This is a genomic window from Microcoleus sp. Pol11C2, assembly GCF_036701505.1.
In the GTDB taxonomy this organism is placed as follows: domain Bacteria; phylum Cyanobacteriota; class Cyanobacteriia; order Cyanobacteriales; family Microcoleaceae; genus Microcoleus.
The window spans coordinates 1-17,231 of sequence record NZ_JAUBQX010000081.1 but is presented as its reverse complement, the minus strand read 5'-3'; the positions used below and the strand labels follow the sequence as shown (position 1 = coordinate 17,231).

Annotated in this window: 10 protein-coding genes; 2 read left to right on the top strand and 8 right to left on the bottom strand. The window is 45.4% G+C overall.

Annotation, left to right across the window (positions count from 1 at the left end; genetic code table 11):
* Positions 1–96 precede the first annotated feature (96 nt).
* The 7 genes from QUA42_RS26275 to QUA42_RS26245 form a co-directional block, all read right to left on the bottom strand.
* A complete protein-coding gene (locus tag QUA42_RS26275) occupies positions 97–372 on the bottom strand; it encodes a hypothetical protein (RefSeq protein WP_333141449.1) in 276 nt (91 codons plus the stop codon).
* On the bottom strand, positions 369–818 hold the full coding sequence (locus tag QUA42_RS26270; protein WP_333141447.1) for an EVE domain-containing protein: 450 nt from the start codon (positions 816–818) through the stop codon (positions 369–371). Before QUA42_RS26270 ends, QUA42_RS26275 begins: the two co-directional genes overlap by 4 nt.
* Entirely contained in the window at positions 815–1,306 is a 492-nt protein-coding gene (locus QUA42_RS26265; protein ID WP_333141445.1) for an SRPBCC family protein, read from the bottom strand. The genes QUA42_RS26270 and QUA42_RS26265 overlap by 4 nt, the downstream gene beginning before the upstream one ends.
* A 59-nt stretch (positions 1,307–1,365) precedes the next feature.
* Positions 1,366–3,726, bottom strand: a complete 2,361-nt coding sequence (locus QUA42_RS26260; RefSeq protein WP_333141443.1) for an FHA domain-containing protein — start codon at positions 3,724–3,726, stop codon at positions 1,366–1,368.
* A gap of 75 nt (positions 3,727–3,801) precedes the next feature.
* The gene (locus tag QUA42_RS26255; RefSeq protein ID WP_333141441.1) at positions 3,802–5,559 is read right to left on the bottom strand and encodes an ABC-ATPase domain-containing protein; all 1,758 of its coding nucleotides are present in this window, start codon (positions 5,557–5,559) and stop codon (positions 3,802–3,804) included.
* Between the two features lie 172 nt (positions 5,560–5,731).
* Complete coding sequence (locus tag QUA42_RS26250) at positions 5,732–6,772, bottom strand: M28 family peptidase (protein WP_333141439.1); 1,041 nt, start codon at positions 6,770–6,772, stop codon at positions 5,732–5,734.
* Between the two features lie 352 nt (positions 6,773–7,124).
* Positions 7,125–7,703, bottom strand: a complete 579-nt coding sequence (locus QUA42_RS26245; protein WP_333141437.1) for a hypothetical protein — start codon at positions 7,701–7,703, stop codon at positions 7,125–7,127.
* A gap of 343 nt (positions 7,704–8,046) precedes the next feature.
* On the opposite strand from QUA42_RS26245, the gene QUA42_RS26240 reads away from it, so the two are divergent.
* A complete protein-coding gene (locus tag QUA42_RS26240) occupies positions 8,047–11,397 on the top strand; it encodes an EAL domain-containing protein (protein ID WP_333141435.1) in 3,351 nt (1,116 codons plus the stop codon).
* A 381-nt stretch (positions 11,398–11,778) separates the two neighbouring features.
* Positions 11,779–14,337, top strand: a complete 2,559-nt coding sequence (glgP, locus tag QUA42_RS26235) for an alpha-glucan family phosphorylase (RefSeq protein ID WP_333141432.1) — start codon at positions 11,779–11,781, stop codon at positions 14,335–14,337.
* Positions 14,338–14,922: 585 nt separating this feature from the next.
* Here the strand turns inward: glgP and mnmG are convergent.
* Positions 14,923–16,839: a tRNA uridine-5-carboxymethylaminomethyl(34) synthesis enzyme MnmG gene (gene mnmG / locus QUA42_RS26230; RefSeq protein ID WP_333141428.1), complete on the bottom strand. Its 1,917-nt coding sequence runs from the start codon at positions 16,837–16,839 to the stop codon at positions 14,923–14,925.
* Positions 16,840–17,231: the final 392 nt, after the last annotated feature.

Sequence of the window (17,231 nt, the reverse complement as noted above, 5' to 3'; positions counted from 1 at the left end):
CAAATCTGTTCGTTGTCATCTTACAATTTTATTCTTGAAGCCCTATTCTATGCAGCTTCATATTAAATTGGTATTAATTATCATGACTATGCAGGACTACCACCGCACAGCAGCCGACAATACAGTTTCTAGCGTTTGGGTTTTGAGCCAATACAGAACTTGGAGTTTTTCGTGGAAAGTCACATCTTTCTCTTTCCTCAGAATATCTCTCACCTCTTCTGCTGTTTCCGGAATGTCAATCTTGACACAAGACTGACATTTTTCTTCCTGATATTTGGGTAATAAATTACAACAATGACACATACTAACTGTAACACTATTGGGGAAAATTAGTATTACATTCGCCCGGTATAAAGTGGGTAATAAACTCATCTCATCTTCAAAATCTTCTCAGCAGCAACTTCAGATACCGGCATCACCGATAACCGATTGCCTTTCCTCACCACCAAAATCTCATCAGCACTAAACTTTTGTTTCAGTTCATCCAAAGATATTAACTTAGCAAACTCCTCAACAAACTCCACTTTGACCGTTTGCCAGCGAGGCGCATCAAACTGCGATTTAGCATCATAATATTTGCTATTCATATCGAACTGGCTTGGGTCCGCAATTCCCGTTTCAACGACGCGCAGTAAGCCGACAATTCCTGGTATTTTAGTATTAGAATGGTAAAAAAATACTAAATCTCCCCGACTCATTTCTCGCATAAAATTGCGCGCTTGATAGTTGCGAACGCCATCCCAAATAGAAGTGCGGTCGTGCTTCAAATTCGCAATACTATAAACATCTGGTTCCGACTTCATCAGCCAATAATTCATACCATCAATTCGCTTGGGTTAGCCAAATATTCTTTAATATTATCTAAACACTGCTGCATAGCTTTTTGCATAAAAACCTGAACTAACAACAACCCAACGGGATATAATACCGGAGAAGTCAGCATAAAATAAAACTCCCAATCAATCTGAGTTCCATTTGCTGTAGCAGTGAAATTCCAATTTCCTCCACCCGACTCAATGAGTAGAGAAATCGGAAACTTAAACCCTCTAACCAGTCGGTAAGTTTGTCTTTCTGGCTTTTTGAAAGTAATGATTTCTTCATCAATCACCGAAGTGTCGGAATTTTCTATCCGCCGCACGCCACCTTCACGCATCTCTCCACCATCTGCCATCTCAGCTTTAATAATGGCTGGAATTGGGCCATATCCGCGAAAGACTTTGGGCAGATTTGACAGCGACGTAACAAAATCAAACACTAATTCAGGCGATGCAGCAATTTCTACTACTGCGTTGGTTTTAACTAACATTGATTCCTCCCCCCATCTGATTTGATAATGAACTGTGAGTTAAAAGTGCGAAATTTTAATTATAAAATATCCTTCCGCTTCTGCAACCACAGAGTCAACATCAAATAAACGAAAATATGCACGCACAAAATACCCCAATTTAAACCCAAATTTTCCCACGTTGGATCGTAAACAGGAGTAGGCTCAAACGGCTGAGGAAGCGTACTCCCGTCCGGTAATGTAGTAGGCGCGGGAACCATCCCATTCACATTAACTAAAGAGCCGTAAGCACCTACAGACCAGCGGCTTAACATCAGCCAAGAAAACTTGTTCGCCGCACCTTCCATCTTAAACAAAACTCCAGAAAAAATAATCTGAGGCAGCAATAATAGAGGCAAAGCGCTGTTAGCTTGAGAGCTATTTTTAACAATCGCGGAAACGACTAATCCAAGGCTTATGCAGCTCATTAAAGTTAGGAAGGTGGTAATACTTGCTCCCACAGGCCAAGAAATAAAACTCGGTTCGGGGGATTTAAAAGCAATCAGAATAACTCCAACCATTAACAGTGTTTGCAATACTGCCAAACCAGAAAGTATAAAAATTTTTGAACCTAAATAAGCAAACAATCCTAAATTAACCAAACGTTCGCGCAGATAAATAGCAGATTCTTTGACAATTTCTTGCAGAGAAGTTGCCAGTCCTACCCAAATCGCCGCGCAGGTAAATACAAACAAAACTCTGAGCGCCAAAGGTGCTGAAGTTGCCTCCGGTGCGCCAATTAATGGGTCTTTATCTCTGACGGCTAGCCGCAGCAAACTAATGCCTATCGGAGCCGTTAAAAGAGCTAAACTCAAGTTAACTAAGTCGCGGGAAACGAGTTGAAAATAGCGCTGGGCAAGCAAAACGAGTTGTTTTACAAAAGATTGAGATTTTGGTGCAGAAGGTGCAGAAGGTATTTTTGCATTAGCCTTGCCTGTGCTGAAGTGGTTGACAATATAGCGCTGATAGTAGGGAGATTTATTAAACTTTTCGGCCCAGCTTTGAACGTTGGTTTCTCCTGTTTCTAATTCGTTGTAAATGTCTGCAAAATCACTTGTTTTGACATCGAAAAAATCGAGGGCTTCCCTAGGCGGGCCGAAGTAACAAAGGCGTCCGCCGCGACCCATAAACACAATCCGATCGCACATCGTGATATTTGCCGTCGCGTGAGTCACCAGAATCACCGTCCGGCCTTGATTTGCCAACTTTCGCAGCAGTTGCATCATCTTCTTATCCAAACCAGGATCGAGTCCAGAAGTCGGTTCGTCTAAAAAGAAAAGTTTCGGATCAGCTAACAGTTCAACTCCAATGCTGACCCGCTTCCGCTGTCCGCCGCTAAGCTGTTTTACCAAAGCATTGCGACGGTGAGTCATTTCAATATCTTCTAAAGTTTTTGCGACTACCTGCTTGACATCTGTATCGGGAGGTAAGCGCAATTTAGCTGCATAACTCAAAACTTCTTGTACTGTCAAATCTGCGTGCACAATATCATCTTGAGGCACGTAACCGATTTGATTGCGGTAAATATTGAAGTTTTGGCGCAGGTTGTCGCCGTTGAGAAACACAGCGCCGTTAGTAGTTTTTTCGATGCCTAAAAGCGTCCGCATTAAAGTAGATTTGCCAGCGCCACTGCCGCCGACTAAAGCCACAAACTGCCCCGGTTCGATCGCCAAAGTGATGTTATCCAAACGCTTGGGAATCACCAGACTGTCAGCATCCAAACGAATTTGATGGCCGGAGTCTTGCATCTGCAACTCACCGCTGCGGTAAGTTAGAGTAAACGGCCCGATCCGAATTGCATCTCCCTCGGACAACTGTACAGAATTTGTCACTCGCTGACCGTTAACAAAAACCCCGTTAACGCTGTGGTCTCGCAAAATATAATTACCGCGACTGTCTTGGTCGATTGTGGCGTGGCGTCTAGAAACAAGCGGCGCATCTAATTGCAGCGAAGCGTTTGGATCGCGACCCAACAAAACCGACCGATTCTTAAGAAGAAGTGACTGCTTGCTAGGCACAGCAACCTGGTTCGCCAGCGGATTAAAATAACTCAGCAAAACTTGATTTTGAGGATCGAGACCGATTTTAATTTCTGTGCCGTTTTTCAGACAATAACCGTCATTGGGAGTGATGCGAGTGCGATCGACAAATAAGCCATTAGTGCTCGGCCGCTGCCCGTCACCGTCGTAAATCCAGTAATTATCCCCTATTTGGCGCAAAATAGCGTGAACGCCGGAAACTGCGCGCCAGGGTTCGGGAATGACTAAATCAGCACGAGTGCGATCGCGCCCCAATACGTGCTGCTGCTGTTTTAACTCTAACTGTAAAATCTCCCCTTGATTGCTTAATACTATATAAGGTCGATCGCTTAAAGCAGTCAGTTGTCCTATATTGCAGGTCATACTTCAATCGCGGTTTTTGCACTCACTTTTGTCAGCATATCAAAAGTAGGACAACAATACTTATATTAAGCAAGTCTACTTAGTAACAACCGACAAACTGCGAAGCCGATTAATTGCCGCCGCCAATTCAAACCGTCGAAACATGGCAAAATCCCCTTCAGGAAAAGGCGATAAAATATCCATCCCTTGGGCGTCAATATCTGCCATCACCAAATCTATGATTTCCGACAAAGTGCGTTTTCCATCCATGTATTGCTGCTTAGCATAAACCATTGCCGCAGCGATCGCCCTTAACTGTCCGCTGTCCACAATTTGCTCAACAGCACCCAAATCAATCTCCTCACTTCCGAAAGCCAATTCATCAACATCCCGCACCTTCACCCGCACATCTCGCCGTCCCCGACTCGGATCTAAACTAGCAGGAATCGGCACTCTTTGAGTAATCTTACCAAAATTTTCTCCCCCTTCAGAAGCGCGGCTAATCGAGTATTTTTTAGCAATCTCTTTAGCTTTTTCCGTCACATTATATGCTTGAAAATTATCCAGTGCAATCACCGTACCTGCTACATCAAAATAATCCCCACTTCCCCCCATGACTAAAATAGTCGATACGCCGCAATCTGCGTACAACTGTTTAACTTTATCAATAAACGGCGTAATCGGTTCCTTATCCTTAGCGATGAGTTCTTGCATTCGGCGATCGCGAATCATAAAATTAGTGGCCGCCGTATCCTCATCAACCAATAAAACAGGCACTAAATCCTCTTCTGAAGAAGCGACTAATTCCAAAGCTTCAATAATATTAGCAGCTTGCGACGTGCTACCGCTCGCATTCTCAGTATAAAATTGTGCAGTATCTCTACCTTGTGGCAAGTGGTTAATAAAAGGCGAAATATCAACTCCCGCAACACTTCTGCCATCTTCCGCTCTAATTTTAACCGCCGCCGGATTAGTCACCACAAATTCCCTACCATCTCCCGGAATTCGGTTGTAAACTCCCAACTCGATCGCCCTGAGTAAAGTTGATTTGCCATGATAGCCGCCGCCAACAATCAAAGTAATGCCAGCGGGAATACTCATACCGGAAATCAAACCGCGATTCGGACAGTTAAAGTCAACTTTTAACGAGGGCGGCGACTGAAAAGCCACAGCATTATTTAACAAAGGACTGTTATCAACACCGCTGCGGCGGGGCAAAATAGAACCGTTAGCCACAAACGCAACTAATCCTTTTTCAGCTAACTGCTGCCGCAGCCAGTCAGCATCTTCTACAGTTTCAACGTGACGGCGACATTCAGCAGCATTTAAGTTAACATATTTCAGAGATTTACTGACAATTTGCGGAATATCCTCGCACAGCATTTCAGCAGCTTGTCGCCCTAAGATGCTGCGTCCTCCCGCTGGAAGTCCGACGGCAAATCGCAGTTCAACTCCTCCTAAAGCTTCGATATCGGATGTATTGGAGGAAATGATAAATGCCGAAGTTCGCTCTAAAACTTCTTGTCCGAAGCGAGTCACTGCAATCATACCGCTTTTGCCAGTACCGCGTTTGCTGCTGATGCTGTGTGCTGCTTGGTCAAACTGGCGAGTTAGGTAATCTCGCAAGGCTATTTCTCGACTGCGAGAATTGAAAAGTTCGCCAGGAATTTGAGCAATTTTTGGCGGAACTCTAACTCTAAATTTACTGGGAGAAGCAAACGGATCTCCCTGCACGTAATCAATAATTAATGTAAATTCAGAAAAGTCGTAGTTACCTTGAATGTCTTTGTAGGCTTTGTAGCCTCGATTGTCTAGTTGCAGTAACTGCCGTTGCAGGCTTTCTTTGTTAGTCATTTGTTATTAGTGATTAGTTATTAGTAATTTAGGTGGTTCCTACGTTCTGCCTAGGAACAGATTGTCAGAGGCTTTGCCTCGCTTGCTTGGCTTGGGAAAATCGGAGGCATAGCCTCCGGATCTGCCTTACCAGGCAGATCCTGGTAACGACTAGATTACCAATTACCAATTACTAATTACCTAATTCCAATAATTTAGCCACGGCATTGACAACAATTTGAGCAGAACCGGCGAAAAAAGGTCGATCGATAGTTGCTAATGTATCGCTAGATTGGTGATAGTGGGGCGATCGCAAATTTGCAGTATCCGTCACCAACACAGCACCAATTCCTTTATACCAGAAAGGCGCGTGGTCGCTGCGTAAAACATCGGGAGTCAGCAACCCTTTCAGGGGAACCGGAAGCGCCACCACCGGCGGCAAACCTGCTTTTCCAGACTCCGCAAAACTTTTCAATAGCAGCGGATGTTCCGCATCCCCAATCACAGCGATAAACTCGCCTTTATCGGGAGAAGTTACCCCCGATGCTTCTAGAAAAGGTTGCGCTGTCAATCCTTCGGGATATTGCTGGCATCCGGGCGTGCGGCAGGCATAACCTACCATATCCAGGACGATCGCTCCCTGCAAATTTTTTAACCGCGCGTCGCTACCTGTGAATGCTAAACTGCCTAAAAGTCCGAGTTCTTCCAGGTCGAAAAATGCTACTTGCAGCGTCCGAGGTGTGGCACGAGAACCCAGCAATCTTGCTAGTTCTAAAACTACTGCAACTCCCGTCGCATTGTCATCAGCGCCTGGGGAGTTTGGAACAGTATCGTAGTGTGCTGCCACTAAAATTGCACCCGCGTTTGAGTCAGTACCTTTTCTCTCAGCGAAGACGTTGACTCCTCGATCGAACCGCTGCAACTCGGGGGAAAATCCTAATGTTTGCAGTTGTTTGGAAATGTAGTCTCTAGTAAAAGAGCGAGATCGTTCTCCCTCGCGTTCTCCTGCTAAACTATCCACGTGTTTCCACAAGCGGGATTGGTCAATTTGGGGTTCAAAAACGGCATTTTTTTCAATAGAAAGCTGTGAGGGAGAGGGGTTTTGGGAAATGTGGATATTGGGATCGAGCGAAACTGCGGGTACACTCGACAACCGCTGCCACGAGTCAGAACGCCAACCCACAGCCGCCACCGCAACCATAATAAATAGCGCTATCCAAATCAATTGTTTCATCAGTAAGTCTATGTGAGATTTTAGACAGGGCTTACGCACTCCTCGCTCTCATCAACCGGGTTTTTTAGCGGAAGCGAAAGCTGCAACAAAGTCTTTTGGTAAAACCCGGTTGATGCGTCCAGAACTTTTATATTTTAGATTTTAGATTGACACCAGAGTTAAAAATAAACCTGTTTCAAAAAATGAAACTCAAAAATCTTAAAATTAACTGCGCCAGAGGCAGTTTTGTATTTTTTCTCTAAAAAAACAGGTAAAAGCCTTGGGATGTTGCCGTCGAATCTGTCTTGCTTATTGGATCGTTCGACGGCGACATTCAAATCACTAATTTACCTTTAAAATTCACAAGCCAAAACTACTTTTTTTCCCACTCAATCTCCTTATTCTCCAAAATCAACCCGCTGCTGCTAGGAAAAGCATAAGGAATAGTTTTTGCCGAAAATTCTACTATTTGAGTTGGTTGTTGAAACCACTCCGAATAACTCGGATTGAGTTGGTCGTACAGTGCTTTTAAAGCTTGAATCTCTGCCTCTAGCTGCGCTGCTGCTTGATTGATTCTACGAGCTTGTGCTTGCAAGCGTTTTTCCCCGGTTTGAACGTGGTTTTCTACTTCTTGCCAGTGCTGTCCGGCCAGCAATTTGTCTAGTTCGCCTTGTTTGTAATTGAGTAAAGCCTCTTTTGGCTGCAGTTGCTTTTCAATATTTTTAGTCTCTCTGTCAATTTCCTGGATTTGCTGCAACCACTGCTCCCCAAAAGCAGCAGTTTGCTGGTGGAACTCAGCAATGGCTTGAGGAGTATTATTTTTGGGAAAACTGACTGCCACTCGGCACTCAGAGCGCTGTACGCCAAGTTTTTCCAGCGAGTCTTGCAGGGCGGTAACTTCTGCTTGCAGCGCGCGGACTTCTTTTTCGAGTTGTGGGATGGTCTGACTCATGGGTTCAATTAGTGGACCTCTGCATCGATTTTAAGCTAATTGTTTATTTTTCTAACGAATCCCGGTCGCCTTTTTGCGGGAATTATCTAATTTTAGCGCGCTCCCACGCGGTGTCTAGGCAGAATGGCGGATAATTTGTGGCACAATGGCTGATGACACATTTTAAATTAAGATTAAAATTGTAATTAGTTATAAAGCTAAGTTATTAGCTTGGAAAAAATTTATTTACAAATCCACATAAATTAATAGTGGCTGGGTTTGCCCATGATAGAAAAAGTTCGGCTAATTTTTTTTAGATTTATGGCGGCTAAAAAGATTTATTTGAAAGTAGGAAGTAGAGCCCATGAAAAAATTTTTTCAAGTGATGTTGGGATATTTTGCGGTTGCTATTTTTGGTCTAGAATGTGGCCTAAATCCAAAAATATTACGGACAAGTCTAGGAGATGAACCTGCCACTCGCCCTGTAGAAGGGATTTTGGTTCGGTCTCAGAAACATAGCTATTTGCCCTCGGCAGCTCGCCCCCTTACTTCTACAAGCACCGCATTATTTTTGGATAAATTATCCCAAATTGAGCCAGTAAAGTTACCGATTTCTAATTATATAGAATCTCAGGAAATCCCTAGAAGAGAAGCTACTCTGAGGTGGAACATAATCGGTTATTATCTAGTTGTTATTTGTGTAGTAATCTCATTATTGCTCAGGGGTAAAACAGTAAATAGCTTATCCAAGACGATGAGGTTAATCAAGCCGAAGTCTGAAACAGAGAATGACAAGGTACCAAAAGGAGAAAAAGTGTTGTATCCACCAAAAAAAGAACAGGATATCTGGCATACTATTGCCCAAATGACCCAAGACTTGCAGCAAACTGCCGAATATGCTCTCGATATTTGCGAGGAAATGAACGTCTCGATAATTGCCACCACCCCGGGCGGTCATATTCTGTCGTTAAACCAAGCTACCTGTCAACTTTTGGGATACTCTAAAAAAGAGTTGTTAGGCACACCAATAGCCAGACTGTTTAAGAAAACTGAATCACCAGCCCCGGAATTAGAGTTAGCAAGTTTAACAGCCGAAGGTTTTGTCCGCAACGTCGAAAAAGTCTACCTTTCTAAACATCGAAAAAAAATCATTGTACTACTTTCTATTTCAATTATTCGCGACGGTCAAGGCAAGGTCAGCGGCAAGTTATATATAGCACAAGATATTACCGATAGAAAGCGGGTTGAAAGAAATTTGCGGCGCAGTGAAAAAAAGTTTCGCCAACTGATAGAAACTGTTAATGCTGTTGCATTTATCTATCACCGCAGACAGTTCCGCTATGTCAATGCTCAGACAGAAGCTCTGACAGGATATACTCGCGAAGAATTACTAGCCTTGGATTTATACGACTTAATTCATCTAGATTTTATAGAAATAGTTAAAAAATGGGGTAAATCCAGCCATGCGCGCTCAACAGCAGGCTCTAAATATGAATTAGTAATAGTCACGAAAACTGGAGAAATGCGCTGGATTGAAGCAACTGTAGATATTATAAAATTTGAAAAAAAAGCCTCAATATTAATCACAGCATTTGACATCAGCGATCGCAAATTAGCAGAGTTAGAACTAGAAACATCTCTTTCGTTGCTTCAAGCAACCATTGAATCTACGGCTGACGGTATTCTGGCGGTTGACAGTGAAGGAAAAGTTGTCAGCTTTAACCGCAAATTTGCCGAAATGTGGCAGTTGCCGGATTTACTGCTTGATTCGAGAGATAACAACCAAATTTTGGGGTTTGGAATCAACCAGTTAAAATACCCGGAAATATTTCTCAACCGTGCTAAAGAATTGTCCGATCGCCCTGCAGCAGAAAGTTACGATCTCATCGAGTTGACAGATGGCAGAATCTTCGAGCGCTACTCATTGCCCCAGCGCACTGGAGGCACAATTACTGGTCGAGTATTCAGCTTTCGGGATGTAACGGAACGGGTGCAATCCGAAGAAAAACTACGCAAAAGCGAAGAACGCTTTCACCTGCTGACGCGGGCGACAAATGATGCCGTATGGGATTTTGATTTGTTAAAAAATGAGTATTGGTTGAGCGCAGAGTTTGAAAACGTTTTTGGATACAAACTCAACGAAACTCAGACGATAGAATTAGAATCCTGGTGGTTAAATATTCATCCCGAAGAACGGGAAAGAGTGATGTTAAGCTTCAACCAAACAATGAACTCAGATGCTCAATGTTGGTCGGAAGAATACAGCTTTCACCGTGCAGACGGGGGATATGTTTTTGTGCTAGATCGCGGCTATATCATCCGCAATGAAAGTGGCAAAGCAGTCAGGGCGATCGGCACGATGATGGATATCACTCAGCGCAAGCAAGCTGAAGAAATTATTCGCTATCAAGCTGTTTATGACCAACTCACCGGTTTACCGAACCGGATACTTTTTAACGAGCGGCTGCTGGCTTCCTTAAAACAAGCTAAACAAACAAAAAAAATGCTTGCTGTGATGTTTTTAGACTTGGACAGGTTCAAAAAGATTAATGATACATTAGGTCACGCTGCGGGCGATCGCCTGTTAGAAGGTTTTGCCGGACGTATCAGCGACACTTTGCGATCGACTGACACTGTTGCCCGCTGGGGAGGCGACGAATTTACCATACTGCTTCCCGATATCAATTGCTTAGAAGATGCCGTTAAAACAGCTCAAAGAATACTCAACAATTTAAAGCCAGCATTTAAACTAGAAGGACAACCGTTCCATGTTAGCAGCAGCATCGGCATTGCCCTTTACCCCGATGATGGTGAAGAGGCCGAAACTTTAGTCAAAAATGCCGATGCTGCCTTGTACTACGCTAAAGAAATGGGAAGAAATAACTATCAGTTATATACTTCAACACTTAATCCCCAAGGCAGCCATTTACTAACTATAGAACACAGGCTACACGAGGCTTTAGAACAAGGAGAATTTGAGGTTTTCTACCAGCCAAAAGTCAACATTACTACTTGGCAAATTCAGGGCATGGAAGCCCTGCTACGCTGGCAACATCCACAATTAGGTTTAGTTACTCCCGCTACATTTATTCCGATCGCCGAAGAGAACGGACTCATTGTAACTATTGGGGAATGGGTGCTGCAAACAGCCTGCACTCAAAATAAAGCTTGGCAGGATGCTTTGCAGCCAGATTTGCGGGTAGCAGTCAACGTTTCGGCTCGGCAGTTCCAGCAATTTAATTTATTAGAAATGGTAGCGAAATGCTTGGAAAAAAGCGGTTTGGCACCCAAGTATTTAGAGTTAGAAATTACCGAGACTACAGCCATGCAAGATGTGGATTATACCACAAAAGTTCTCAGGGAGTTGCAGAATATGGGAGTGCAAATTGCGCTGGACGATTTCGGCACGGGTTATTGTTCTCTAAATTATCTCAAAAAGTTTCCATTGAATATCTTAAAAATAGATAAATCCTTTGTCAGCGGATTGACGACTGATCCGTGCGAACGGGCGATCGCTAAGGCTGTAGCTACCCTGGGGCGAGATTTGAACTTGAGCGTGGTAGCCGAAGGAGTAGAAACTAAAGAGCAGTTGGAGTGTTTGCGATCGCTCCACTGTCAAGAAATTCAGGGTCATTATTTCAGCCCTGCACTATCAGCCAATGATGCTAGTAAGCTATTGGTAAATTCTCAGTTGCAACAAGTGAAAATTGCTTAATTGGGTCGCGAGTTACGACTGCGTTACGACTGCGTGCAATTTCTGCGAACGTTACACCTAAAAAGTCGTGCGACCACCGCCGAAACCCGCATACGTCCCGCCGCTGCAGCCGTCGCATGAGCAGCCACTGTAGGAAAACTCGTTGCCACACTCAATACAGATCCCCGTCCCGTCGTGATGGTCTGGTGGCAAGGCCTTCTTGCGACAGTTATCGCAGCCGAAAACGCCTAGTTCGCTCACATCGAACGACCTGCGCTTCCGTTTCGTCTGCTTGATGGCATCGTGCATGAACTGGTTAAAACTTAAAATAGTGTGCAGAATAACGGACTTGCGGCTAAAGACAGAGGAAAATATCGCTACCCCAACATAAAGGCTTTGTCTATGCAGCCAATTCGCACATTTAACGTTTCCCCGTCGCTACCGACAATTCTCGAACCCCTACGCAAGCTTGCTTACAACTTGCACTGGGACTGGAACGTCGATACCAAAGACCTCTTCCGCCGCCTCGATCGAGACCTGTGGGACTCTAGCAACCAAAACCCGGTGCTGATGCTCGGAACCATATCTCAAGAGCGACTGCAAGAAATGGCAGAAGACGAAGGCTTCATTGCCCAAATGAACCGAGCAGCCCAGCAGTTAGACGATTATCTCAAAAATCGCGCCTGGTACCGCAAACAGCGCGGCACTGAGCAGCAGGAATGCTACGCTTACTTTTCGATGGAATTCGGCTTAGTTAAAGCCCTACCCATTTATTCAGGGGGTTTGGGCGTGCTTGCAGGCGACCACCTCAAATCAGCTAGCGATTTGGGCTTGCCCTTAGTCGGTGTCGGCTTGCTATACCAAGAAGGTTATTTTTCGCAGTATCTCAACGCCGACGGCTGGCAGCAAGAACGCTATCCGCTCAACGATTTCTACAATATGCCGCTGCACCCAGAACGCAATCCCGACGGTTCGGAATTGCGGATTGAGGTGGACTATCCCGGCCGCAAGGTGTATGCCCGGATTTGGCGGGTACAAGTGGGAACGGTTCCTTTGTACCTAATGGATACAAATATTGAACCTAACAGCCGCTACGACCAAGATATTACCGACCAACTGTACGGCGGTGATAAAACTCTGCGGATGCACCAAGAAATCATGCTGGGCATCGGCGGCGTGAAAATGCTCAAGGCATTGGGGCTGACAGTTACGGCTTATCACATGAATGAAGGCCACGCGGCTTTCATGGCTTTGGAACGCATTCGGATGCTGATGGAGGAATATCACCTGAGTTTCGTAGAAGCGGAACAGGTGGTGGTTTCGAGCAGTATGTTTACGACTCACACGCCGGTACCTGCTGGGTTTGACTTGTTCGAGCCGGATATGGTGATGCACTATCTGAGTCAGTATCCCAAGATGTTTGGCTTGTCGCAAGATGAGTTTTTAGGATTGGGCAGGGAGAATACTGCGGATTTGTCCGCACCTCTGAATATGGCAATTTTGGCAATTAAAATGTCGAGTTTTGTCAACGGGGTGGCGGCTTTGCACGGTGTGGTGTCGCGCCCGATGTTTCAGGGTTTGTGGCCGGGTTTGCCGCAGGAAGAAGTACCGATTACTTCGATTACGAACGGGGTACACGCTCGCAGTTGTGTGGCGAAGTCTACTCAAGAGTTGTACGATCGCTACCTCGGCCCCGATTGGGAAATGACTCGCAGGGACGATCGTCTCTGGGACAGAATGTCGTCGATTCCTGATGAGGAACTATGGCGCAATCACGAACGCTGTCGATCGGAGTTGGTGGTGTTCGCGCGGGAGTGGCTGCAAAAGACTTTGCGCGAGCGCGGTGCGGCCCAAACGGAAATCGAACACGCGCGGGAGGCTCTCAATCCGAAGGTGCTGACGATCGGGTTTGCTCGCCGCTTTGCTACTTACAAGCGGGCGACGCTGTTTTTGCGCGATGTCGATCGAATCATGCGGATCATGCGGGATCAAAATCGCCCGGTGCAGTTTGTGATTGCTGGGAAGGCTCACCCGATGGATATTCCGGGTAAGGAATTGATTCGGGATATCGTTCACTTCATCCGCGAGCACGAGACGATGAGTTCGATGGTGTTTTTACCGAACTACGACATTAACGTCGCTCGGATGATGGTGTCGGGCTGCGATGTGTGGCTGAATACGCCACGCCGCCCGCGTGAGGCTTCCGGTACTTCGGGGATGAAAGCTTCGATGAACGGTTTGCCTAATCTGAGCATTCTTGACGGATGGTGGGATGAGGCGGATTATGTTCGTACCGGTTGGCCGATCGGACATGGGGAGTTTTACGAAGATACTAAGTATCAGGATGAGGTCGAGGCGAATGCTTTGTACGACTTGATGGAAAAGGAAGTTGTACCCCTATTTTACAACCGGGATGCTGATGGAATTCCGCGCGGTTGGACGGAGAAAATGAAGGATTCGATTCGCTTGAACTGTCCTTTCTTCAATACTGCTCGGATGGTGAAGGATTACGCGCGGCGGGCATATTTCCCGGTGAGCGATCGCTACCACACCATGACTTCGGATAATTGCGCTCCCGCCAAGGAGTTATCTCACTGGAAGAAGCACGTTCTCGCCAAGTGGAAGGATATTAAGATTGAGGCTGTTGATATTTCCCAGGATAAGGAAGTTAAGGTCAATCAGTCGATCTCTGTTAAATCTCGGATTAATCTGATGGGATTGACGCCTGCGGACGTGCAAGTTGAACTTTATCAAGGCTCGGTTGATGCTAACGGCGATATCATTGGTGGCGTGCCGGTGGTGATGGAGTATTTGGGAGAAGATGCTAACAATGCTAGCCTTTATACGGCTGACATTACTTATACTTCTAGTGGTTTGCAAGGTTTGTCGTTGCGGGTTTTGCCGAAGCACGATAATCTCAGCAGTCCTTATGAAGCTGGCGTGATTCTCTGGGCACATTAAAGGAAGGAAGAAGGAAGAAGGAAGAGGGAAGAAGGACACGACACGGATTCGGACACGGATACACGGATGAATTTAACTGTGTTTCCCAATTCTCCCCCTCTCCCCCTCTCCCTCTCGCTGTCTCCCCCTCTCTCTGGCACTCTTTATGGAAGTTGGGGTTTTAGGCAGGTTCGAGGATTGATAAATATCTACAATAGACTGGCAGAGTTTCATCAATTCTAGTTGACATTCTGCCAGTTTTCCGTTTTTGTGGCCTTGCGGAATACAGGTATCAATTCCCGATTTCGGAGTTTTTATAAGCCAAGTCGGGTGAGTTTTGTAAATTCCGATAAAAGTTGATTCATACCGTGACTCAGCCAAGCCCAGAATCTATATCCATCAATATGAAAGCCGCCAAACAAAAAAGTGGTGCCACAATAGCCAAACTTTTTCATACTACTATAGCAATCCTAAATCATTTGTGAATTTCTTACTCCCTCCCCTTGATAAGGGGAGGGTTGGGGTGGGGTAAAAAGTTTACGACTCCTGGAAGGATTGCTATATTGCATAAAATTGAAGGAAGCCTTGAGACACCTCTAGTTGAGGTTATTTACCTACACCCGCTGGCTGCTGACGGTTTCGCACTTCCAGAAAAATCAACAAAGCATTAACATCAGCCGGATTTACCCCACCAATTCGGGCAGCTTGGCCAATCGTCAGCGGTTTCACCTTAGCCAACTTTTCCCGCGATTCTTTGGAGAGAGTTGTAATTGCCATGTAATCTAAATCTGCGGGCAATTGTCGGCGTTCGTGTTTGGCAATGTCATCGATTTGATTTTGCTGTCTTTGCAGGTAGCCGGAATATTTGATGTCAATTTCTGCACCATCTTTCTCAGCCAACTTCAGAGTAGAATTGCCTAAATTGTAGCGTTCCAAGTCCACATAATGAAAACCAGGACGACGCAACAAATCAGCAAGAGTAATTGAACCTTTAATTGCTTGTTGAGTGTCTGCAAAAATTGCCTTGCCTACTTCCTCGTGCTCTTTCACGCGCGTCGAGTACAAGCGTTCCTTCTCTGCCACAATATTAGCTTGTTTGCGATCGAATAACTCCCAGCGGCGATCGTCAATCAAACCAATTTCCCGTCCCAGCGGCGTCAAGCGTTGGTCAGCATTGTCCGATCGCAATAATAGCCGATATTCCGATCGCGAAGTCAACATCCGGTAAGGTTCCCGCAAATCCTTCGTACACAAATCATCGATCAAAGTGCCGATATAACTTTGCTCGCGAGGAAACACAATCATCTCCTGATTTTTCGCAAACCTGGCTGCATTAATCCCCGCCACAATCCCCTGTGCCGCCGCCTCCTCATATCCAGTTGTACCGTTCACCTGACCCGCGCAAAACAGCCCTTCGATCTTCTTAGTCATCAGCGTTGGAAAGCACTGAGTAGCAGGCAAATAATCGTATTCCACAGCATAAGCAGGGCGCATCATCTCGCACTTTTCCAAACCCGGAAGAGTCCGCAGCATTTGCAATTGCAAATTTTCTGGTAAACCAGTAGAAAATCCTTGGATATAAAGTTCAGGAATATCTCTACCTTCGGGTTCAATAAAAATCTGGTGACTTTCCTTATCCGCAAACCGCACAATCTTATCTTCAATACTCGGACAATAGCGCGGCCCCTTCGCATCCACCCAGCCACCGTAGACTGGAGAAAGGTGCAAATTGTCTCTAATTAACTGATGAGTAGCTGGCGTAGTTCGAGTCAAATAACAAGGCATTTGTTCCCGTTCGACCCAAACTTCTGGATCGAAACTAAACCAGCGAACCTCTGCATCTCCCGGCTGCGGTTCCAGGCTGGTATAATCCAGAGTACGCTTGTCAACTCTTGCCGGAGTTCCTGTTTTTAACCTGCCTGTTTCAAAGCCCAAACGATTGAGAGTTTCCGTCAAGCCAACGGCGGCAAATTCTCCCGCACGTCCGGCGGGCATCGACTTATTTCCCACCCAAATCGTGCCACCTAAAAAAGTGCCTGTAGTCAGAATTACTGCTTTGCATTCAAAAGCGACGCCGAAGTATGTTTCAACTCCGATTACTTCTTCGTTTTTGCCCAAAACTAAGTCTGTTACCATCGCTTCCCGGATGGTTAAATTCTCTTGATTTTCGACAATATTATTCATTACAGCGGCGTATTCCCGCTTGTCAGTTTGTGCTCGCAGGGCCCACACTGCGGGGCCTCTCGAAGCGTTGAGGACGCGCTTTTGTAAGTAGGTGCGATCGGCCATTTTGCCAATTTCCCCGCCTAACGCATCCGCTTCGTTAGTGAGTTGAGTTTTAGCCGGGCCGCCGACAGCGGGATTGCAGGGTTGCCACGCAATTTTGTCGAGGTTGAGGGTGAGGAGAAGAGTTCGGCAGCCGAGGCGAGAAGTGGCGAGGGCGGCTTCGCAGCCGGAGTGTCCCCCACCTACTACGATGATGTCGAAACTGTCTTGGAATTGTACTGGAGTTTGTGCGGTCATTCGATTTTAGATTTTAGATTTTAGATTTTAGATTGAATAGGTGACTCCACGGATTAATCTGGGGGCTTGTATCCTGGATGTTTGCGATCAATATAAGCGCAGGTGAGAGATGGGGTTTTAGTCTTGTCTTTATTCTAGTATAACTTACAGGCTAAAAAACACTTATAATGTAACGCTTATGTCAAAAAGTTACCATCAGGCAAGATGACGATTTTATTTTATGTTGATGAAGGTGGCACTGGCTGGAAAGATATGGAGACAAATTTCTTTTTTTTAGCTAGCTTTGCTATCCATGTCGAACACTGGTCACAAATGGATATAGCAATCCTAAATCATTATCATGAGTACGGTACAATTATATGCAATACTTGATTATGACAAAAAAAATGAAT

What these genes read in the sequence shown, in the direction of transcription:
- QUA42_RS26275 (WP_333141449.1), bottom strand. Translation starts at nt 372, where the DNA reads ATGAGTTTATTACCCACTTTATACCGGGCGAATGTAATACTAATTTTC.
- QUA42_RS26270 (WP_333141447.1), bottom strand. Translation starts at nt 818, where the DNA reads ATGAATTATTGGCTGATGAAGTCGGAACCAGATGTTTATAGTATTGCG.
- QUA42_RS26265 (WP_333141445.1), bottom strand. Translation starts at nt 1,306, where the DNA reads ATGTTAGTTAAAACCAACGCAGTAGTAGAAATTGCTGCATCGCCTGAA.
- QUA42_RS26260 (WP_333141443.1), bottom strand. Translation starts at nt 3,726, where the DNA reads ATGACCTGCAATATAGGACAACTGACTGCTTTAAGCGATCGACCTTAT.
- QUA42_RS26255 (WP_333141441.1), bottom strand. Translation starts at nt 5,559, where the DNA reads ATGACTAACAAAGAAAGCCTGCAACGGCAGTTACTGCAACTAGACAAT.
- QUA42_RS26250 (WP_333141439.1), bottom strand. Translation starts at nt 6,772, where the DNA reads ATGAAACAATTGATTTGGATAGCGCTATTTATTATGGTTGCGGTGGCG.
- QUA42_RS26245 (WP_333141437.1), bottom strand. Translation starts at nt 7,703, where the DNA reads ATGAGTCAGACCATCCCACAACTCGAAAAAGAAGTCCGCGCGCTGCAA.
- QUA42_RS26240 (WP_333141435.1), top strand. Translation starts at nt 8,047, where the DNA reads ATGAAAAAATTTTTTCAAGTGATGTTGGGATATTTTGCGGTTGCTATT.
- glgP (WP_333141432.1), top strand. Translation starts at nt 11,779, where the DNA reads ATGCAGCCAATTCGCACATTTAACGTTTCCCCGTCGCTACCGACAATT.
- mnmG (WP_333141428.1), bottom strand. Translation starts at nt 16,839, where the DNA reads ATGACCGCACAAACTCCAGTACAATTCCAAGACAGTTTCGACATCATC.